11 protein-coding genes are annotated in these 21,450 nt (G+C 73.2%); 5 read left to right on the top strand and 6 right to left on the bottom strand.

Annotated features, from left to right (window positions below):
• Positions 1-224 precede the first annotated feature (224 nt).
• Positions 225-2,822 (top strand): transglycosylase SLT domain-containing protein, encoded by a 2,598-nt coding sequence (locus tag WME73_RS09060; protein ID WP_437915433.1) that lies wholly within the window; start codon positions 225-227, stop codon positions 2,820-2,822.
• 50 nt (positions 2,823-2,872) lie between these two features.
• Here WME73_RS09060 and WME73_RS09065 read toward each other — a convergent pair whose 3' ends face one another.
• On the bottom strand, positions 2,873-3,238 hold the full coding sequence (locus WME73_RS09065; RefSeq protein WP_437915434.1) for a cupin domain-containing protein: 366 nt from the start codon (positions 3,236-3,238) through the stop codon (positions 2,873-2,875).
• 359 nt (positions 3,239-3,597) lie between these two features.
• Between WME73_RS09065 and WME73_RS09070 the strand changes: the two genes are divergently transcribed.
• From WME73_RS09070 to WME73_RS09085, 4 genes are all read left to right on the top strand, one after another.
• Positions 3,598-6,144 (top strand): protein kinase domain-containing protein, encoded by a 2,547-nt coding sequence (locus tag WME73_RS09070; protein WP_437915435.1) that lies wholly within the window; start codon positions 3,598-3,600, stop codon positions 6,142-6,144.
• A gap of 251 nt (positions 6,145-6,395) precedes the next feature.
• Complete coding sequence (locus tag WME73_RS09075; RefSeq protein WP_437915436.1) at positions 6,396-8,012, top strand: protein kinase domain-containing protein; 1,617 nt, start codon at positions 6,396-6,398, stop codon at positions 8,010-8,012.
• Between the two features lie 5 nt (positions 8,013-8,017).
• Positions 8,018-9,946, top strand: a complete 1,929-nt coding sequence (locus tag WME73_RS09080) for a protein kinase domain-containing protein (RefSeq protein ID WP_437915437.1) — start codon at positions 8,018-8,020, stop codon at positions 9,944-9,946.
• A gap of 94 nt (positions 9,947-10,040) precedes the next feature.
• Positions 10,041-12,263 carry a protein kinase domain-containing protein gene (locus tag WME73_RS09085; RefSeq protein ID WP_437915438.1) on the top strand — a complete coding sequence of 741 codons (2,223 nt, stop codon included), beginning with the start codon at positions 10,041-10,043 and terminating at the stop codon, positions 12,261-12,263.
• Positions 12,264-13,908: 1,645 nt separating this feature from the next.
• On the opposite strand, the gene WME73_RS09090 is transcribed toward WME73_RS09085, so the two are convergent.
• From WME73_RS09090 to WME73_RS09110, 5 genes are all read right to left on the bottom strand, one after another.
• The gene (locus tag WME73_RS09090) at positions 13,909-14,967 is read right to left on the bottom strand and encodes a tetratricopeptide repeat protein (protein ID WP_437915439.1); all 1,059 of its coding nucleotides are present in this window, start codon (positions 14,965-14,967) and stop codon (positions 13,909-13,911) included.
• Positions 14,968-15,082: 115 nt separating this feature from the next.
• The gene (locus WME73_RS09095) at positions 15,083-16,762 is read right to left on the bottom strand and encodes a hypothetical protein (protein WP_437915440.1); all 1,680 of its coding nucleotides are present in this window, start codon (positions 16,760-16,762) and stop codon (positions 15,083-15,085) included.
• 38 nt (positions 16,763-16,800) lie between these two features.
• Complete coding sequence (locus tag WME73_RS09100; protein ID WP_437915441.1) at positions 16,801-17,832, bottom strand: PEGA domain-containing protein; 1,032 nt, start codon at positions 17,830-17,832, stop codon at positions 16,801-16,803.
• Between the two features lie 270 nt (positions 17,833-18,102).
• The gene (locus WME73_RS09105; RefSeq protein ID WP_437915442.1) at positions 18,103-19,698 is read right to left on the bottom strand and encodes a protein kinase domain-containing protein; all 1,596 of its coding nucleotides are present in this window, start codon (positions 19,696-19,698) and stop codon (positions 18,103-18,105) included.
• Positions 19,699-20,043: 345 nt separating this feature from the next.
• Positions 20,044-21,417, bottom strand: a complete 1,374-nt coding sequence (locus WME73_RS09110) for a PGRS family protein (protein WP_437915443.1) — start codon at positions 21,415-21,417, stop codon at positions 20,044-20,046.
• Positions 21,418-21,450: the final 33 nt, after the last annotated feature.

The raw sequence follows: 21,450 nt of genomic DNA on the forward strand, positions 1-21,450 counted from the left end.
CGCACTGGAGTGCGCTTCCGCGCCGAAAACGCCGATCTGGACCCGTCTCCTGTGCGGGTGACCGCCGCTCTGCGACGCTCGTACCAGGGCGGGTGGGAACCGCTCTAGGGTGAGCTGGGTTCCAGCGGGCTGCCAAAGTTGACCCCTCGGGCGCATCGTGAGACAGGTCGGTCCCTGACATGCGGATCCGACGCGCCGCACGCAGGCTTGTATGTCTTGGCTGGTTGGCCGCCCTCTCGGGCGTCGCTTTCGACGGCCTTGCGGCGCCTCCTTCGGAGGTAGCGGCGCCCGCGGCCGGTGCGCCGAAGGCGGAGCCGGCGAAGGCCGACGTGAAGAAGGCGGAGCCGGCGAAGGGCGACGCGGTGAAAGCTGAGCCCGCGAAGGCGGAGCCGGCGAAGGTCGACTCGGCGAAGGCGGAGCCCGCGAAGGTCGACGCGGCGAAAGCTGAGCCCGCGAAGGCGGAGCCGGCGAAGGCCGACGCGAAGAAGGACGGGCCGGCCGAGGGCAAGGCGGAGAAGCCGGCGCCGGTCAGGGTGGCGGCCGTGTCTGGCGGGAAGGGCGGCGCGAAGAGCGCGGCCAAGGCGCCGGCGAAGGCCGCTGCGCGATCGAAGCCGTCGAAGAAGGGCGCGGCGAAGAACACGCGCAAGCCGGGGGAGCCGGGCGCGCCGGACGAGGCGGCGCGGCGGGTCATCGCCGGCACAGCGACGCCGGCGGGGGCGAGCACAGGCGAGTCGCCCGAGCTCCGCACGCTGCGCGCGATCGACCTGGCGCTGTTTCCCGGCGCGGCCCCGAGCGCCGGGCCCGCGTGGCCGGTCGACGGCACGCTCCTGCTCGGCGCAGGCGAGCCGCGCCTCGAGGTCTCCGGCCTGCCGCCCGCGGGCCTGCCCGCCCCGCTGGCGGAAGCGGAGGAGACCCGCGACATCTCCTGGCTGCGTCAGCTCGAGCTGCCCGAGATCCCGGTCCGCTGGGACGGCCGGGTGGTGCGCTACCTCGAGTACTACAAGGACGACCCGCGCGGCCGCTCCGCCGTGGTCACGTGGATCAAGAAGAGCGGCCGCTACGGCGCCGCCATCCGCCGCGTCCTCCGCGAGCAGGGGCTGCCGGAGGATCTCCTCTGGCTCTCGCTCGTCGAGAGCGGCTTCGACCCGACCATCCACTCCCCGGCCGGCGCGGCAGGCCTCTGGCAGTTCATGCCGGAGGGCGCGCGCATCTATGGCCTCACCGTCGACCGCTGGGTCGACGAGCGCCTGGATCCAGAGCGATCCACCTTGGCGGCGGCGCGGTACCTCTCGGATCTGCGGCGGCGTTTCGGCGGCTGGGAGCTCGCGTTCGCGGCGTACAACATGGGGTACGGGGGGCTGCTCGCGTCGATCCGGAAGTACAACACGAACGACTTCTGGGAGCTGTCGCGGCTCGAGGCGGGGATGCCGCTCGAGACGGCGCTCTATGTGCCGAAGATCCTCGCGATCGCGATCGTGGCGCGGAACCCGGCGGTGTTCGGCTGCGACGACGTGGAGCTCGATCCGGCGGTGACGTTCGACAAGATCTCGCTGGGCTCCGGGGTGTCGCTGCAGGCGGTGGCGGCGGCCTCGGGCGCGGCGGCGCCGGAGATCGAGGCGCTCAACCCGCAGCTCGTGGCGAAGCGCACGCCGCCGTCGCCGGTGGACGCGAAGGAGCAGGCGCGCTGGGAGGTCCGGGTGCCCGCGGGTGCGGGGGCGCGCGCGGCGAAGTCGATGCCGAAGCTCCTGGAGCGCGAGCCGAAGCTCGAGCGTTACCTGGTCCGCTGGGGCGAGTCGCTCGACGACATCGCGACGTTCCGGCGGACGACGCGGTGGACGTTGCAGACGTTGAACGGCCTGCGGGCTGGCGAGCCGGTGCGTCCCGGGGCGCTGCTGTTCGTCCCGGCGGCGGAGGGCGTCGGGGCGGCGGCGGCCGAGCACCTGCTCGCGAGCGGCGCGCCGCTGTCGTCGGAGGGGAAGCCGGTCGTGGTGGTCCCGGCGCAGCGCTTCTCCTACGAGGGGCGCCGGCGGGTGTTCTATCGGGTGGTCGCGGGCGATGCGCTGCGGGATCTGGCGGCGGTGCTCTCGGTGACGCCCGACGAGATCTGCCGCTGGAACACGCTGGCGCCTGGGGCGTCGCTCCATGAGGGGATGACGCTCCAGCTGTTCGTCCCGAGGTCGCAGCGCCACGACGGCGTGTTCTTGCTCGACGAGGGCGGCGCGCGCGTCATCGAGGTCGGCTCGGAGGAGTTCTTCGCGCACTTCGAGGGGCTGAAGGGGCGGAAGCGCATCGAGATCGCGGTGCGAGAGGGGGATTCGTTCAGCAAGATCGCGAGCCGGTACGGCCTCAGCGTCGGCAGCCTGGAGCGGATCAACCAGCGCTCGCGGCGGAGCCCGCTGATGCCCGGGGATCGGCTGGTGGTGTACGTGCCGACCTCGCGACCGGACGACCCGGCGCCGGTCGAGCCGCGCGAGGATGAGGTCCGCGTGGCGTCGGCTCAGGCCGCGGGCGCGGTGGACGACGGCGACAAGGCGGCGGCCGAGCCGGTGAAGCCGGCGGTGCTGCTGACGCCCGTGGCGCCCGTCGAGGCGGGCGCGGGCGAGGCGAAGCCCGGCGGCGCGGGGGCGGCGGGCGCGGGCGACCTGGCCGGAGCGAGGCCGGAGGAGAAGAAGGCCGCCGAGGGCGAGAAGAAGCCGGCGGCGGGCGGAGCGGACGACAAGAAGTCCGCGGGGCGTGGCGCCGCCGAGCCGCAGCCGGCGGGGCGCGCCAAGGGGGCGCAGGACAAGGAGAAGCCCGCGTCTGGCGCTGGCACCGCGCTGTGAGGTCCGGGTGAGCTCGGGCTTCCAGGGGGCGAGACCCCCGCCTCGTGGTCTCAGGTCTTGGCAGAGGGCGTCGCCCCGGTCTCGTCCCGCCCATGGACGCCGGCGGGCGGGCTCGTCGCCTCCACGGCGGTGAACGGTTCGATGATCTTGTAGGAGTGCGACGCCCCCTTGGGGACCGTCCAGGAGTCGCCCGGCTCGAGGCGCACCATTTGCCCCTCGATGAGCAGCTCGGCCCGTCCAGCGATGACGAACCCTACGGTCTCGTAATCCCGCGCGGTCGGCTGTTTGGCGTCGCCTGGCGGCTCGCGTTCCCAGAGCCGCATCGATACCTGGATCCCGGAGGCCAGGTATTTTTGTCCCATCTGGCCTGTCGGAGAGCGGCCGGAGGAGACCTTCATGACGGTTGTGTCGCTCATGTGCGCCTCGCTTTCCTCCACGAGTGATTTGCCGGTCTGGCGACGAGCGTGGGTCCGCGCCTGGCTGGAGCGAATCGGGCTTCTCCCTCTTTCCTCGTCGGTTTTCTTCGTGCGTTCGTCCTTGCAGGGAACGTATCGCGCCAGGGAGATCTGCTGTAGGATGCCCGCACAGGAGGCTGTCCCGTGGACCTGGGGACCGGATGTCATGTCGCGCGGGCGCAGGTGGTTGACGGATCGCGCGGCGTGAGCGCTGGGCGTCGGGGGCGTCGTGGGTGCGCCGTCGCTCGCATCGCTCTGCTGGTCGCGGCCGTCCGTGCGCGCTCCGTGACGGCGGGGCGCGTCGCGCTTCCGGAAAGCCGATGATGCCCTCGCCGAAGAGCTCGACATTGCTCGCGTCCGGTGTGCTGATCGACAGGAAGTACCGGCTCCTGCGCCAGATCGGCGAGGGGGCGATGGGCGTGGTCTGGGCGGCGGTGAACGTGGCGACGGCCCGCGAGGTGGCGCTGAAGCTGATCCACCGGCCCGAGACCGAGTTCCGGCTGCGGCTGCAGCGCGAGGCGCGCAACTGCGGGGCGCTGCGGCACCGGAACGTCATCGACATCTACGACATGGGGGAGACCGAGGCCGGGGAGCCGTTCCTGGTGATGCAGCTGCTCACGGGGGAGACCGTGGCCGAGCTGCTCGCGCGGCGGCGCCGGCTCGACCCGCCCGTGGCGGCGTCGATCGGGCGAGACGTGGCGAGGGGGCTCGCGGCGGCGCACGCGATGCACATCATCCACCGCGATCTGAAGCCGGCGAACATCTTCCTGCACCGCGAGCCGGACATGGACGAGCCGGTTGTGAAGGTGCTCGATTTCGGGGTCGCCAAGAACCTCTCGGTCAACGACGGCCTGCACACGGTGCAGGGCGGCGCGGTCGGGTCGCCGCTCTACATGAGCCCGGAGCAGGTGAGGGCCGAGCCGAACGTCGATCACCGGGCCGACATCTGGGCGCTCGGCGTCGTGTTGTTCGAGATGCTGACGGGCATGCGCCCGTTCCAGGGGGACGCGCAGGCGGTGTTCATGGGGATCTTGACGGGCGAGATCCCCACCGTGTCCAAGTACCTGAGGCGGGTGGACCAGGGGCTCGTCGACCTGATCGCCCGCTGCATGCGCAGGGATCGCGCGGACCGGATCAGCTCTGCGGCGGAGGTCGCTGCGCTGCTCGATCGGTACGCGGAGCGCGGCGTGGGTCCGGGCAGGGACGCGGCGCTGCGGCAGTCGTCGCCGGAGGGGCGGGGGGCGCTCCCGGACGAGGATGTGGACGGCGGCTGGGAGGAGTCGCAAGGCGGCACGGTGGCGCTTGCGGCGCAACCTGGGTTGGCGCTCGCGGCGCAGCCTGCGTCGGTGGCGCAACCCGGGTCGGCCCTCGCGGCGCAGCCTGCGTCGGTGGCGCAGCCTGCGTCGGTGGCGTACCCCGCGTCGGTGGCGAACCGGTCGGGGAGCGTCGAGGGGGGCGCGGGAGCGCTGCCGCTGGCGCTGCTCGGTGGGGGGCCGCGGGCCCCGGTGCCGGTGCAGGAGTCGCCCGAGGCGCACAGGTCGCTGGGGCCGGGGCAGGGGGCTGCGGGGCCAGCGTCGGGCATGAGCCGCGCGACGGATGGCGGGCCAGCGTCGGGCGCCGGCCATGCGGCGGGCGCGGTTCCTCGGCGTCCGGGCAGCTCGGGCCAGCACCTGGCCGCGGCGTCCGTGGTGCGCGCGCTGCGGGACGAGGACGTGGCGACCTTGCCCCTCACGCGGCGGAACGCGGATGCGGCCGGGGCCGCGGGGCCGCGCGCCGGGTCGGGGACCTATCCGGCGGCGGGGCCTGCCGCCGCTGCGCCTCGGCCCCCGTCGTCGTCGGTGGCGGCGTTTGCAGCGCCGGAGCCGTCCCAGGCGAGCGCGGCGCAAGCCGCTCCGGTGCAGCCTGCGCCCGTGGCGGCGCCGCAGCAGGGCTCCTGGGCGATGACGGTGCGCATGAACGCGCCGCCGATGCCCGAGGCAGGGGCGGGGCCAGGCGGCCTCGGCCCTGCTGGCGCGCTGCCGCCGGGAGGCATCTCCGCGCAGCCGAGCTGGAGCTCGGCGCCGGCCGCGAGGCTCGGCCCGGAAGCGGGCGCGAGCGCCTCGGACTCCAGGTCGGGCGCGACAACGGCAACGGGCGCGCCGCGCCAGGCCGGGAGCTCGTCGACGACCCCGCTCGTCTCGAACCACCCGTCGGTCCATCAGGTCGGGGTGCACCAGGCCCAGGACGCTCAGGAGCGGGCCCCGCACGGCGGCGAACCGAGGCGCAAGCGTACGGCCGCGACGCTCGCGATCGTGGCTGCTGCGCTGTCGCTGATCCTCGTGGGGATGCTCATCTCGCTGAGGTCGCCGGAGACATCGTCGGCCGCGCCGGAAGTGTCCGGGAGCGCGATGCCGTCGTTGGACCGCGCCGGAGGAGACACGGTCGCCGCGCCGGAGCGCGGGGGAGCGCCGTCGCGGAACGAGGAGCTCCCAGCGCAGGAACCCTCGGCGCCATTCGCGGAGGCGCCGCCGGGCTCCTCGGCGCTGGCGCCGCCGGGCTCCTCGGCGCTGGCGCCGCCGGGCTCCTCGGCGCTGGCGCCGCCGGGCTCCTCGGCGCTGGCGCCGCCGGGCTCCTCGGCGCTGGCGCCGGCCGTGCCCTCGGCGCCGAGCGCCCTTCCGACGAGCAGCGCGGCCGGCGCGTCGGCGCCAGGCGGCGGCGCGGGCACGGCGCCGGGGACGGCGAGCGGCGCGAAGCCGGGCAGCTCGACGCTTGGGGCGCCTCCCGCGACATCGCAGCCCGCGAAGGCTGCTCCTGCCCCATCCGCGGCCTCGTGCGCTCATCTCAGGTTCTTGGCGAAGAAGCAGTGCGAGGCGAAGCTCAAGAAATAGACTCGGCCTCTCCGCGGCTCGGGGCGCCCCTCCCGAAATGACGCCACGGTAACGCCGCGATTCCTGGGCAGCGACGACGTGGCGACGATCACGTGCGCTGAGCGCGTGCCCACACCGGAAGCGCCGGAGCCGGCTTCGCGCTCTGCGAGCCCGGCCGGCAGCTTTTCTTGACGGTGCGCTGCCTCACCTGCGACACTTCTTCCAAGCACCGTCGACCTGCTGCCACGTCCGTCCTCCAGCGAGACCACCCCATGCAGTCCCCTTCGGCTCCTGCCGCGCCGCCGCCAGGTGCGCTCATTTGCGGCAAATACCGCCTTCTTCGGCGGATCGGCGAAGGGGCGATGGGCGTCGTCTGGGCAGCGCACAACGAGGCTACCTCTCGGGAGGTCGCGCTCAAGCTGCTGGTGCGGCCCGACCCGGAGCTCCGCGTCCGGCTGCTGCGGGAGGCGCGCGCTTGCGGCGCCGTGAGCCACCGGAACATCGTCGATATCTACGATGCTGCAGAGTCGGAGAACGGCGATCCGTTCCTCGTCATGCCGCTGCTCTCCGGCGAGACGCTCTCGTCCTTGCTCAAGCGCAAGCGCAAGCTGGAGATCCACGATGCCTCGCGCATCGCTCGGGACATCGCGCGTGGCCTCTCCGCCGCGCACGAGCGGGGCATCATCCACCGCGACCTGAAGCCGTCCAACATCTTTCTCCACACCGAGCCTGGCGAGGGCGACGCCATCGTCAAGATACTCGACTTCGGCGTGAGCAAGTTCCTCGCGGGTCCTCAACAGGTGAAGACCGCGACAGGCATCCTCATCGGCTCGCCGGCGTACATGAGCCCTGAGCAGGTGCGGGCGCAGAGCGATATCGACACGCGCGCGGACCTCTGGGCGCTCGGCGTGGTGATGTTCGAGATGCTCACGAGCAGGCGGCCGATCCAGGGCAAGGCGCATGAGCTCCTGAGAAACGTGCTGCACGGCGACATCCCGGCGGTGTCCCAGTCTGTCTGGCAGATCGATCCCGGCCTCGATGCCCTGGTGACGCAGTGTCTCCAGCGCGATCGCGAGAAGCGACCGCGCTCGGCGGCCGATGTCGCGGCGGCGCTCGAGCCGTTCGTCACGCCGTCGGCGCCGCAGCGCGTGCCCTCGAGGCCGGGGTCGTCGCCGGAGCTGCGGCACGAGATCCCGCAGCAGCTCGGGCGAGGGTCGTGGGGTGGGGCCGCTCCCGGGCGGTCGCCGACGCCGGCGACCGGGACGCCGCTCCCGGCGTCCGTGGCGCATCTGCAGGCCCCGCAGGGACACCCGAACACGCCGGTGTCAGGGCCGCGCGGGGCGCTCGCGGCGCCGCAGCAGCCGGCGGCGGGCGCGTGGCCGGGGCAGCCGGCGGCGGGCGCGTGGCCGGGGCAGCCGGCGGCGGGCGCGTGGCCGGGGCAGCCGGCGGCGGGCGGGGCGGCGGCCCCGGGGCATCGGGAGCGGATGGCGAGCAATCCTCTGCTGGGGGACCGCGGGACGATCAAGATGTCACCCGAGCAGACGGCCGCCTATCGATCAGAGTCCAGTGCGTCGCTGGCGCGTCCGGCCGCTCCCCTCGGACAGGCGCTGTCGCTCGGCGGCACGGTGCCGCTCGATCCGCTCCCCGAGCCGAAGAGGCCGCTTCCTGTGCCCGCCCGCTCGCCTGTCGTGTGGATCGCGATGGCCGTGGTCGCGGCGGCGCTCCTCCTGGGGATCGGCATGGCCGCGGGGTATCTCTTGCGGCGCAGCGAGGTGGAGCGCCCGAGGGACCCCGGCGGAGAGCGTGCTACCTTCCGCGTCGCCCTCTCGTTTGCGCCAGGTAAAGCGACCTCGCCCGCCGCGGCGACGCGCCTCGACCCACCCTGCTGAGCTCGATGTCCACCTCCTTCACGCAGATCGCTGCCGGCCTGGTGATAGCCGAGAAGTACAAGCTGGTGCGGCGGCTGGGAGAGGGATCCATGGGCGTCGTGTGGGCGGCGCTCAACCTGTCCACCTCGCGTGAGGTGGCGTTGAAGCTGATTCACCGCCCGGATCCCGAGCTCCGGAGGCGGCTGCAGCGTGAAGGGCGCAATGGCGGGGCGCTGCGGCACCGCAACGTCATCGACATGTATGACATGGGGGAGACCGAGTTCGGCGAGCCCTTCCTGGTGATGCAGCTGCTCACCGGAGAGACGCTCGCGGACCTGCTCGTGCGCAGGCGGCGGCTCGACGCGGACGTGGCGGCGTCGATCGGGCGAGACGTGGCGAGGGGGCTCGCGGCGGTGCACGCGCTGCACATCGTCCACCGCGATCTGAAGCCGGCGAACATCTTCCTGCACCGTGAGGCCGACGCGGACGAGCCGGTGGTGAAGGTGCTCGATTTCGGGGTCGCGAAGAACCTCGCCGTGAATGACGGCATCCGCACGGCGACGGGCGGCGCGGTGGGATCGCCGCTTTACATGAGCCCGGAGCAGGTGAGGGCCGAGCCGAACGTCGACCACCGGGCCGATATCTGGTCGCTCGGCGTGGTGCTGTTCGAGATGCTGACGGGCATGCGGCCGTTCCAGGGGGACGCGAGGGCGGTCTTCACCGGCATCCTGACGGGCGAGATACCGAAGATTTCCCGGTACGTGCGGCGGGTGGACCCGGGGCTCGTGGAGCTCGTGGCGCGGTGCATGGCGCGCCACCGGGACGAGCGGATCGGGTCGGCGGCGGAGGTGGCGGACCTCCTCGAGGGGTACACGGCGGCGGGGGCGAGGGCAGCGGGATTTGCCGTCGGGGGCGGGGGCGGCGGGCAGGTGGCGGCGATGGAGGTGCCCGCGTTTCCTGGCGCGGCGCCGGCAGGGGCGGCGGTGTCGCCGACGGCGAGCGGGGCGGCGGTGTCGCCGACGGCGAGCGGGGCGGTGGTGTCACTGACGGCGAGTGGGGCGCCGGTGTCGCCGATGGCGAGCGGGGCGGTGGTGTCGCCGACGGCGAGCGGGGCGTCTGCGCCGGAGTGGAACGCCGAGCTGACCCAGAGGCTCGAGCCGGAGGCCATGGCGAGCGCCGAGGCGGCGCTGGGCGCGCCGCCCGCATGGGGCCACGGTGAGCCGGGGAAATCGACGACCGCGCCGCTCGTGCCGGGCCCGGACGCAGGCCGCGGCGCGCAGCCGTCGCCCTGGGCAGCGCGCGCAACGCCGGTGCCTCTGCAGGCGCCGCGGACGCCGCCGCGGCGGCAGGCAGGCTGGAAGCGCCTTCCGGGCCCGGCGGCTGTCGCGGCGCTCGCCGCCGGCGCGGCTGGCCTGGTGGGCGCAGCGCTCTTCGTCGCGCTGCGCTCGCCAGCGCCCGCGGAGAACGCAGCTGGGATCGAGACGATGCCGGAGGCCGGGATCGAGAGCGCCGCAACGAGCGCGGCAAGGCCGCCGGATCCGCCGACCCCGCCTGCGACCGCTGCGCCTCACGCTTCGGTGGCGGCTGAGCCGCCCAGGGTGGATGAGCCGGTGGATGCCGGCGGGGCGAACAGCGCGCCGGACGCGGGGCCGGCGGGCGTGGAGCCGGCGTCGGTGGAGCGGAGTCAGCCGGCGGTGGAGGCGCCGACTCCAGCGGCGGCGGCGCCGGTGGTCACGACGCCGCCGGCTGCTGCGGCGCCCGCGCCGGTGCGGTCGGTGGTTGCGGCGCAGCCCAGGAGTCAGCCTCCGACGCAGCCCGCGCCCGCGCCGTCGCGGTCTGCGCAGCAACCGGCCGCCCGGCGGCAACCCGTGGATCCGTGCGCGGGCAAGACAGGGTTCATGCGGACGAACTGCCTGCGGGACCAGGCGAAGAAGAAGGACCCCTACGCTCCCTGAGCGGTGTTGCGCGCGGGGGAGCCAGGTATCCGTCGTTCCGGCCGCGCGAGCGCAATGGTAAGCCTGCGCAGGTGGGGGAGCTACCTGGGGGCCTATGTCGGGGCTGATCGAGGCGTACAAGCTGCTTCCGGGCATGCTGCTCGCCAGCAAGTACCGCTTGCACCGCAAGATCGGGCAGGGGGCGATGGGGGTCGTCTGGGCCGCGACCAACGAGGCCACGGGGCGCGAGGTGGCGCTCAAGGTGATCGCCCGGCCGGATCCCTCGCTGCGGAAGCGGCTGCTGCGCGAGGCGCAGTCGTGCGGCGCGCTGCAGCACCCGAACATCGTCGACGTGATCGACGTGGCCCGCACCGAGAGCGCCGAGCCGTGCCTGATCATGGAGATGCTCGTCGGGGAGAGCGTGGCGGCGCTGCTCGAGGCGAGGCGGCGGCTGGACGCGCCGCTGGCGGCGCGGATCGCGCGCGACGTGGCAGGCGCGCTCGCCGCGGCGCACGCCGTGCAGATCGTGCACCGCGACCTCAAGCCGGCGAACCTCTTCCTGCACCGGCCGCCGGAGGCGAGCGACTTCGTGGTGAAGGTGCTCGACTTCGGCGTGGCGAAGAACCTGGCGATCGCGAGCGGCGCGACGTCGACGCTCGACGCGGCGGTGGGCACGCCGTTCTACATGAGCCCGGAGCAGGTCCGCGCCGACCGGGACATCGATCCGCGGGCGGACCTCTGGGCCCTCGGGGTGGTGCTGTTCGAGATGCTGACCGGCGTGCGGCCGTTCCAGGGCGACGGGACGCAGCTGATCTCGCAGATCCTGGAGGGGGAGATCCCGAAGGTGTCGCGCTACCTGCGGCGCGTGGACGAGCGGCTCGTGCGGATCGTCGATTGCTGCCTTCGCAGGGCGCGGGAGGAGCGGTTCGCGTCGGCGGACGAGGTGGCGCGGGAGCTGGCGGTGTTCGTGCCGCGAGGGCCGGGAATGGCGGGAGGCGCGGGGGTGGAGCGGGCCGCGGCGGCGGCAGAGCGTTGGGATGCGCGCGGAGTGGCGAGAGAGGGAGGGGAGGCGCTGCCGGAGTCGGTCGCGAAGCAGGAGGGCGTGGAGACGGCGGTGGCGCCGACGCGGAGCCAGGGGGCGAGCGTGGATGAGCTCGCGACGACGGTGCCGGTGGCGCGGTCGGAGCGGGAGAGCGGCGGGGGGAAGACCGCGGCGGGGCAGGGGGGGCAGGCGGGGGCGGAGGCGGAGGCGACGAGGCAGGGGCTTCAGGCAGCGAGCGTGGTGTCGGTCTGGGATGGGAGGTCGGCCAGCGGGGGAGCGCGTTTCGGAGCGCCGGGCGCGGGGGAACAGGTCGGTGGGACCTCGAGCGCCGGGATGCCCACCGGGGCGCCGGTCGTCGACCCCAGGCCGGTGGTGACACATCGCGGAACCGTCGTGATGCGAGATCAGCTGGCCGCGACGCAGCAGCGGGCGGTGGCTGCGATCATGGATGCGGCGAGAGAGCAGGTGAAGAGGGGCGGCGCGCACGTCGCGAGCGTGCAACCGGCAGCCGGGGTGGCGACCAACGGTGAGGCGAGGCGAGAGAGAGGGAAATCCAGGACCGTTGACGTGGTCGTGACGCTTGCGGTGGGCCTGATCGTGGGCGCGCTGGTCGCCGTGTGGATTGGCCGCCGGGAGCAACTGCCGGCAGCACCTGCGGGAGCGGACGGCGGTGGCGCGCTGGCGACGGGCGCGGCGGCAGCGTCCGCTCGGGGAGGGGAGCGGTCCGCTGCGGCGGCAACGCTCGGTGCGTCGTCTGCTCCGGAGCAGACGGCGGCGGCGGTGTTAGGGGCTCCCGCCGAGGCTGAGGAGACAGCGCGCAAGGGCGTGGGGGCAGTTGGGGTCGGGGAGGGGGAGGCCAGAGACGCTGGGGCGGGTCAGGCGGCACAGGCGCCGCAAGCAGCGCCGCAGGGGGGCGCCAAGCGGGCCCGCCCCGGCGGCGACAACGGGGCAGGTGAGCCTGCCGTCGCGCGCGGCGGGGACGGCGGCGGGAGAACGGGCGCCGCAGTCCGGCGAGAGGGCGGGCCCGGCGAAGGCGCCACCGCGGGAGGACGAGGTGTATGGGGCGCCGGCTGCGCGATCCACCGCGCCCGCGGGACGTGGCGCACCGCCGGGCGAGGCGCCTGCGCCGGAGAAGAAGAGCGCTGCGCCACCTCGGCCTTTCTGAGGGACCATTGCATCACGAACGCGGGCGTCGTCCGCGCGGTGCGGAGCGAGGCGGAGAAGACGACGGCGGCAGGATGTCATGGCGCCGGCGCTCGCCGAGGAGACGAGAAGTCCAGGAGCATGCTGGCCTGACCGGCATCGCCGGCATGGTTGACATCGCTGCCAGCGCCGCCTGCGCCGGGCGCGCCCAATTGGACCATCACGTCGTCGAGGGACGGGGCGGCATCTGGCGCACCCTGGAAGGCGATGGCGAGGGAATGGCCGCCCTGCCCACCGCCGCCCCGTCCGCCGGAGCCTCCCTGGCCTCCCTGCCCTCCGTCGCAGCCGTTGAGCACGCGAGCCGAGCTCAAACCCATCCCACCCCGCCCGCCATACGCGCCAGGTCCGCCGTCCTGGCCAGCGGCACCGTCGCCGCCACGGCCGCCATTACCGGCGATCAGCTGGACGCCGTCACGGAACGTGAGTGTTGCGTTGACGCTGACCAGGGCGATGCTCGACCCCCCGGGAGAGCCGCCCTGCCGCCAGCACCGCCGCAGCCGCCAGCGCCACCGTTGCCGCCGCTGGCGCCGACACGGGTGCTAGCAGCGCATTCGGTGTTCCCGCGGGTGCCGCCACCACCCCCGCCGCCCTGGGCGGTCGTTCCGCGTTGGCCATCGCGTCCGGACGACCCGGTGTAGCCGGCGCTGGAGAGCTGGCCGATGCCGTCTGCCCCTGCGCCTGGTGCGCCGGGGTCACCCGCTAGGCCGTCCTGGCCCCGGATACACCCCCCGTTGAAGGCATCGTATGAGCCAGCGTTGGGATGGTCCTCCGCGCCGGGAGAACCGCTGGTGCCATCGGTCCCGCGCGTCTCGAAGCCATTCCCACCCCACCCCCCGGTCGAGTCGTCGGACGTGTCCGCTGTGCCGCAGGTCTCGGGCTGGGGCGCAGCGGTCGATACAGTGCTCGCCGAGCATGCAGGGTTCCCCCGAGCGCCCTGGGGGGGTTGCTCGGCCTGCGGAGGAGGGGCCGCCCCTCGGGCACCGGGCGCCGCATCACCCGCCTCGAAGGTGGAGCGAACCAGGTCGACGGCGCAGCCCTCGGCGATCGCTGCGATGGCAGAGGTCCCCGCATCGTCCGGATCAATCGTCGGAGCGATGACATGAAGATCCTCCAGGCGCACCGTCTCGCCTTCGGCGCGCATCGCCAGGGGCACAACCCCGAGCGCCGTGAGGGTGGTCTTGTTCGCCTCCTCCCACTGCCAATCTGCGTTGCAATCGAGGCCACCGTAGAGGGTGACCCCCGCCGTCACGGTGAGCGATTCCTCGAACGTCTGGGCGCACGCGTACACGCGCCGTGCCTCCTTGTCCTCGATCTGCGCGGCGAGCCGGAGGGCCTCCGCGAGCGTCTTCACCGGCGCATCCGGGGTCCCGTCACCCCCGTCGCTCGTCGTGGCTGACACGAACACTCCGCACGTCGGGTCCGCGGTCCAGCTCTGCCCGTCGCTGGGCACGCACCCCACGGGCGTCGGCCCGCCCCCGGCACCTCCGGTCCCGGCGGCACCACCGCTCCCTGCTGCGCCGCCGGCCCCTGCGCCGCCGGAACCTGCCGCACCGCCGGTTCCTGCGCCGTCTGCCTCTCCACCCACGCCGCCACCGCATTGATGCAGTTCGCTACAGTCGGGTCCGAGGCAGCTCGCCGCCGGGAGCGCTGCTGCGATCGAGGCCAGGGCCAGCGTCGAGGCCCCGCGCGTGCCAAGCCGTATCGCCCTCTGGGTCCGTCGGTTCATGGGTTCCTCGGCTCAGAACACGCCGCCGGCGACGAGCCCGCCGCCACCGGGCATCACGAGCGGAAAGAGATGCACCTGCTGCTCAGGCTTGCTCGGTGCTGCAGCAAGCCAGGTGTAGCCGAGCGTCCCCACCGCGCTCGCGCCTGCACCGATGAAGCTCCAGAGCGCCAGGTTGCTGAAAAGATACTGGTCGTCGACCAGCGAGCGCAGCTTGCTGCACTGCTGCGTCTGTTCGCTGCCAGTGGGGTTCGCGCAGTTGACGGTGACGGGTCCGCCCTCCATGGCGTCGATCACGCTCTTCTGCCGCCTCGCGTCGCTCGCTTTGCCGTTGGCGACGAGCGTGAACACGACGCCCGCGAGCGCTCCGGCGCCGGTCGCGACCCCGCCGCCAATGAGCGCGGCCATGTTCACGTCGCTCCTGGCGGCCTGGATCGCATCGCCCGAGGGGGGCGCCGATCCCGGCCGCGGCGCGGGGGCGGGCGCCAGAACGATGGAGAGGCGCTCTTTCACGCCCTCGCTCAATCGGATCGTTCTCGTCACCGGAGCCTGCCCCGACATGGTCGCGACGACCGTGTGCTCGCCAGGGTCGCGTTCCATCGGCACGGTCTGAACGACGCGCTCTCCGTCCAGCGTCAGCTCCACTGCGCCCGGCGCCTCGCCCGTGACCGCGATCTCCAGGGTCGGGATGCGGGATGCGAGCGCGGTGAGCTCGACCCAGGCGTCCGCGTGGGCCTGCTGGAACTCCTGCGGAGCGCTGGCCTCGATCGGCTCGTCCACGACACGCTGGTAGAGCGAGCGCGCCTCGAGCAGGCGGCCGAGCCGCTCGCAGGAGCGCGCCGCGAAGAGCAGGAACGGCGGCGCGTGGACCTGTGCGTCCGCCTCGCGGAAGGCTGCGAGCGCCTCCTCGTAGCGGCCGGCGTTGAAGAGCTCCCAGGCCTTGTCGGCGAGGGCTCGGGCCGCCGCCTTTGCCTGCGCGGTCGACGGGGCCGGCTGGGAGATCGCGGTGGCCGGCACGGCCGGGAGCGCGAGCACGAGGAACAGCGCCAGGCGGAGTCGTCGACGGGATCTCATCGCGGAGAGGTGCATGGGAAGCCGTGGGCGGTTCAGTTGAATTCAGCGTATCGCAGAGGGCTGTCGGAGCTCTGCGCGGGCGAGGGCAGGCCGAGGCGGAGATGCCGACAGGACCTCATGGCCGCGGAGCAGATGTTGAAGGCGAGAAGTCCAGCAGCGGGAGGGCTAGCCCCGTGTCGCCGTCCTGCGCGGCGTCGCTGGCTTCGCCGCCGGCGCCGGCCGCGCCGAAGTCGATTGTGGCGCCGTCGAGCGACGGGAGGGTGTCCGGCGTGTCCAGGAAGGCGATGCCGAGGGAATGGCCGCCCTGACCGCCGCCGCCGTTGCCGCCGTTGCCGCCGTTGCCACCCCGCCCGCCCCCACAGGCAGCAAGAACGGAATCGTTGGGACCAAAAGACCGGCCCTCCCCACCGTTCCCGCCGTTCCCACCCGACCCGCCGGTCTGGCCGGCGGCGCCCTCGCCGCCCCTGCCGCCATCGCCGGCGATCAGGCGGACGTCACGGAACGTGAGTTTCGCGTCGAGGCTCACCAGGGCGATGCTCGACCCCCCTGGAGAGCCGCCCTTGCCGCCAGCGCCGCCGCAGCCGCCAGCGCCGCCGTTGCCGCCGCTGGCGCCGCCATTGTTGTCCCCAGGGCATTGGGTACTCCCGCGGGAGCCCCCGCCACCCCCGCCGCCCTGGGCGGTCTTCCCGCGTTGGCCATCACCGCCGGGTACGCCGGCGTAGCCGGTGCTGGAGAGCTGGCCGACGCCGCGTGCCCCTGCGCCAGCGATGCCAAGGTCACCGTTGCTACCCCCCCTGCCCGCGCTGCACGTCGCGGTTGCACTATTGTATCCCCCGGCGTTGTCGTTGTTCTTCTCGTCTGGATAACCTATGTTGCCGGAGGTCCCGCGGATATTCAGACCATTGCCACCCAGGCCGCCGCGCGAGTCGTCGGTGGTATCCATGGTGGTGCCGCAATCATTCGTCTCGGGCTGTGCTGTTTGCACCGCAGTGTTCGAGCAAGCGGGATTGCCGTCGATGCCGTCGGGTGCCTGGTCGCGCGGAGGGGGAGGTGCGGCCCCCGAGGCCCCGGGGGCTGCATCCCCTGCCTCGAGCACACACCGGACCAGGTCGACCTTGGAGTGATCGGCGATCGCTGCGATGGCGGAGGTCCCCGCGTCCTCCTCGGGGATCGACGGAGCGATGATATGGAGATCCTCCAGGTGTACCGTCCCGCCGACGACGCGCATCGTCAGCGGCACGGCTCCGGGCGTCGCCCTCAGCGTGGTCTTCGGTTCATCGCCCCACCGCCAGTTCGCGGTGCAATCGAGTGCGCCGAAGACGGTCACGCTCGATTGCACCGTGAGCGTTTCCTCGAACTCGTCGGCGCACGCGTACACGCGTCGCGCGCTCTCGTCCTCGATCCGCGCGGCGAGCGCGATGGCCTCGGCGAGCGTCTTCACCGGTGCCTCGGGCGCCCCGTTCCCGCCGTCGCTCGCCGTGGCCGACACGAACACGCCGCAGCGCGCGTCGGCGGTCCAGCCCTGGTCGCTGGGCACGCACACCAGGGGCGGCGGCCCTCCCCCAGCACCTCCGCTCCCCCCAGCACCTCCGCTTCCGCCCGCGCCCCCGCTCCCCGCGGCGCCCCCGGTCCCTCCGGTGCCCACGCCTCCTGCGCCTCCTGCTTCCCCTGGACAGTACATGGGCTTGTGCGCGCAATCGTCGTGGTTCGCGTACGGGAAGCAGCCAGCCAGATCGAGGCCGGCGGCCGTCGTTCCGAGGACGAGCAGCGCGGCGGTACGGGCAGTCCGAGGCATCAGCCATTCTCCATCGTCTTGAGTTCAGATCCCGGTCGTCAGAACGCCCCGCCCACCGAGAGACCCACGTCGTTGATTCCCACCCTGGGCGTCACCTGCACGCGCGCCTCGGGGCCGCTCACGAGGGCATAGAGCAGCGTTCCGAGGCCGACCGTGCCGGCTCCCGCGAAGCTCCAGAACGCCACGTTGCTGTAGAGCGCGCTCTCGTCGAGCACCTCGCCCTGTCGAACGCAATCTCGGGAGCGGGACGTGAGCGAGCACGCGTTCGGCTTCTGGGCGAGCAGCGTATTCTTCAGCGTCTCGGCCTCTCCGGCCCGCTTGTTGGCCAGCACCGTGAAGAGCACGCCCGCCGCGGCGCCAACGCCGGTCGCGACCCCACCCGTGACGAGCACCGCCGTCCTCCCGCTGCCCCGCGGCACCTCGGGAGCCGGCAAGCCGCTCTGCTCCGCTCCGGCGCGCCTCGCGTCGGGCGCCGGGGTGCGCTGCAGATCGAGGACCACCGCCTCCGTGCCGCCGGCGGTCGCCTCGACCGAGCGCGTCTGCAGGACATACCCGTCGAGCTTCGCACTGACGTCGTGCCGCCCCGGGTCGAGGAACACGGGATCCGCGAGCGGCGCTCGTCCGACGCTCGCCCCGTTGACGGTCACCTCGGCCCCGCCCGGCGCGACGCGGACCGTGACCGCCGCGACCTGCGCCCGCGCCTCCTGCAGCGACGCCTCTGCGCGCTGCCGCTCCTGGACCTTCGTCGCGGGGGCCTCGCGGAGGTAGCGCGTGAGGTACTCGGCGGCGTCGCGGGGCTTGCCCACCCGGAGGCAGGCCACGCCCAGGTTCGAGGCGATCTGGTAGTGCGGCTTCAGCCCCCACGCCGCGAGGAACGCCGCGTGCGCATCGGCCCACTTTCCCGCGTTGGCTGCCTTCACCCCGTCTTCGAAGAGCTGGCGCGCCCTGTCCGTCAGCGCGTCGCTCTCCTGCGCCTCGGCCCGAGGGGCCGCCTGCTGCGCTCCGGCGGCAGGTGCCAGCAAGGCGACGGCGATGCTCAAGGTCCACAGCAGCGGGCGGTTCGTCGTCATAAGGAGTCCAGCGGTGCTCCAGGGAGCTGCGGTTCGGAAGACGCGTACAGCCGTACTTTACCCACCCTGGAGCGCGAACCGTACTTCTTCCGCGCCGTGACGGAAGCTTTTGTCCACCCGTTCCACGCAGGGCGTGATGGTGCAGCGGCTCCGCAGCACGCCGCCCTGCCGCCGTGCTGCGCGGCGACGGCCTCGGCCCAGGGGCTTACCGGAGGGAGAAGCGTGCTCTCGGAGCGCCGGAGACCGCTGCTCCCCTCCCTTCGACTTCCCTCAGATCCCCCAGCGCGGCTTCGTTTGCTTCGACGTCTGCGGCGGGCTGGGGGGTGTCGGCGGAGACGGTCGCCGAGGGGATGTGCTGTGGGGGGCGGGGCCGCTCGGGGGCTGTGTGCCGGCGGGTGGCGCAACAGGGCCGCGATCGTCGCTCGGCGCGCCCGTGCGACCCGCTGCCGGCGCGCCGGTGCGAACGGCTGCCGGTTCGCTGGGCGGCGTGGGGTCTTGCGCTGATGGCTCGGAGGCGGTGTCCGAACCCGCATCCGTCACCGGCGCAGACGGCACGACGAGGGGTGCAGCGGTCGACGTCTCTGCAGCAAGGCGACTCGCAGGGGGCGCGGACGGGGCGTCGCGGGTGGTGATCTCCGGGCGGGAGGCCGCGAGCTCGGTGGTCGCCGGGGCGTCTGCGGGAGAGGGAAGCTCGGCCTGCCCGCCATAGTACGCTCCGAGCGTCACGCCGAGCCCGCTGACGGCAGCCGCGGCGCCCGCGGCGATGAGCCACGTCGTCCACGCGACCGAGCGCCGTCCACCGGACGGCTTGGCAGGATCGATCGTGCCAGTCAGCGTGCCCGCCGAGACAGAGCCCGCCAGCGGCGCCGGGGAAGAGGCGAGCGGCCCGCCGGGGGTCGTGCCGCCCGGCCCCAGTGGCATTCCGGGCAGGGGCGTCGCCGCCCCTGGAACGAAGCCGGTGGGGGCCAGGGGGAACGGTCCGTGCGCGTCGGACACGGACGACGCGAACCGCGGCGCGCCCGCGATGCGCGCGAACTCGTCGACCATCTCGCGGACGGTCTGGAACCGGTGGGCCCGATCGCGCGCCAGCGCCCGGTGGAAGAAGGCGTCGATGGTCGGGGGCAGGCCGGGGGCGAGCTGGGTCGCGGAGGGGATCGGGTCGACGAGGATCCTGGTCATGACCTGCGCGAGCACATCGCCGGGGAAGGGGAGGTATCCCGTGACCATGCGGAACAGGATGACCCCGAGCGCCCAGAGGTCGCTGCGCGCGTCGACGTCGCGCTCGGCGCGGAGCTGCTCCGGGCTCATGTAGTGGGGCGAGCCCATCACCTCGCCCGTCGTGGAGGCGTCGGCGACGAGCTTCGAGGTGGTCTCCTTGGCGATGCCGAAGTCGAGGAGTTTCACCATGTCCTCGTCCTCGCCGTCGACGCGCGCGAGGAAGAGGTTGGCGGGCTTGAGGTCGCGATGGACGAGGCCGGCGTCGTGCGCGCTGCGTAGGGCCTTGCCGGTCTGGGCGAGGATGCGATGCGCCTCCAGCAGCGGGAGGCGGCCGCGCCGCAGGAGGCGCGCGTTGAGGTCCTCGCCCTGGAGGAGCTCCATGACGAGGTACGGGACGCCCTCGTGAATGCCGAAGTCCTGCACCTTGACGACGTGCGGGGTCCTGAGCTGGGCGGCCGCGCGCGCCTCGCGCTCGAAGCGGGCGCGGAACGCGGGCGAGTTGGCGTAGGCCGGGTCCATGAACTTGACGGCGACCGGCGTGCCGAGCTGGAGGTGGTGCGCGACCCAGACCGAGCCCATGCCGCCGCGGGAGAGCGGGCGATCGAGGCGGTACTTGCCGATGAGGACGGAGCCGGCGCCGAGGTGCATGGGCGGGAGTTCGGGAGGAGGGGAGAGGCTAGCGGATCCGGGCGTGGGGGAGGAAGAGGATGAAGGCGAGCGGGGGTGGATCGGGTGGCGGCGGCTGGCGGAGGGAGGCGCGGGGCAGGCGGCGATGCGGTGGCGACCGGGATTCTCCCGATGCGGGCATGGGGGACGGAAGCTCCGGCGCGTGGCTGATGCTGAGGTCAGGGGTGCTGACGGCGTGTCTGCGCTCCTCTCGGTGCAGTGGTGACACCTCGGGAAGCGGGCCGCACCGAGCGACGCCGCTGGCGCGACCGCGGGGCCATCGGGGGAGCGCGAGACGCGCGAGGGGCCATCGATGGGGCCATGGCGTCACGGGGAGGTGAAATCGAGCGTCTGCTCCTTGGCTCCGGGGGAGCCGTCGCCGTTGCTCCCGTCTCCCTCGCCGCCGAGGCCGGGCTCGCCGAGCTCGAATTGGAGGTCGTTCGCATCCATGGGCGGCGGCGTGCCGCGAAAGGCGATGCCGATGGAGTGACCGCCGCGGCCGCCGCCGCCGCGACCGCCCTGACCGCCCTGACCGCCGCGGCCGCCGTCGCAGGCGTCGTCAAGGCCGGAGGCGCCCGATAGCGCCTTGCCGCCCTCACCGCCGGCGCCGCCGGTGCCGCCGGGCTGTCCTGGAGCGCCGTTGCCGCCCTTGCCACCGCTGCCTGTCTTCAGGGTGACGTCGTGGAGCTGTAGAGTGGAGTCGAGGCTGATGAGCGCGATGCTCGCGCCGCCGGCGGAACCCCCGAGGCCGCCCTTGCCACCGCAGCCGCCCGCGCCGCCCGAGCCGCCGCTGGGGCCGCCGACTCCCTTGGCATTGGGGTCGGGGCAGGAACGCCCGGAGGAGCCACTGCCGGGAACACCGCGAGCGCCGCCACCGCCACCGCCCCCCTGCGCCGTGATCCCGGGCAGCCCGGGATCGCCGGATGTGCCGGTGTAGCCACCTTGTGTGAGGGTGCCGCGAGCCCTGGCCCCAGCGCCTGGCTCGCCGGAGGTGCCAGGGTCGCCATCCCGGCCATTCATGCAGGAAGTTCCCCCTGACGTCTGCCCGGCTCCGCCATTGGCCGAGCCATCTGGCAAGCCATCGGTGCCGCTGCTACCGCTGAGGGCCTGTCCCACACCGCCAGGGCCGCCGGTGGAGTCCTCGACTCCATCTTCGCAGTCGTTGACTGGCTCGGCACCGCCGGCGGTAACAGAGGCCATGCACCCAGCTTCACCTGGGTTCCCATCGCCACCGCGCATCGCGCCGTTCGTGTCCTGGCGTTGATCGGCGCCAGGTGCAGCATCACTTGCCTCAATCGTGCAGCGCGCCAGCGAGACCGTGACACCATCGGCCACGGCCGCGATGGACGACGCCCCGAACAGCGCCGGATCCTCCTGCGGAATGGAGCTCGCAAGGACATCGATGTCCTCCATCCGAACTGATCCTCCCCCATGCATCGTGAGAGGGATGGTCCCAGTCTCGGCCGTCAGCGTCGTCCGCTTCTGTTCGCCGATCCATTGCCAGCCGTTCGCGCAGTCGAGTCCACCAAACAGCGTCACATCTGCCTGGATCTCGACCTTCTCTTCGAACGTCTCGGCGCACGCATACACGTTCTTCTTCGTGGCATCGGGGAGGGCGGTCGCGAGGGCGATGGCTTTCCCCAACGACTTCACCGGCGCGTCCGGCGTCCCGGCGTTCTCATCGTCCCCATCGGCCCTCACGAAGATCCCACCACACAACGCGTCGGCCTTCCA

Source organism: Sorangium sp. So ce302, assembly GCF_051530145.1.
Classification (GTDB): domain Bacteria; phylum Myxococcota_A; class Polyangia; order Polyangiales; family Polyangiaceae; genus Sorangium; species Sorangium cellulosum_B.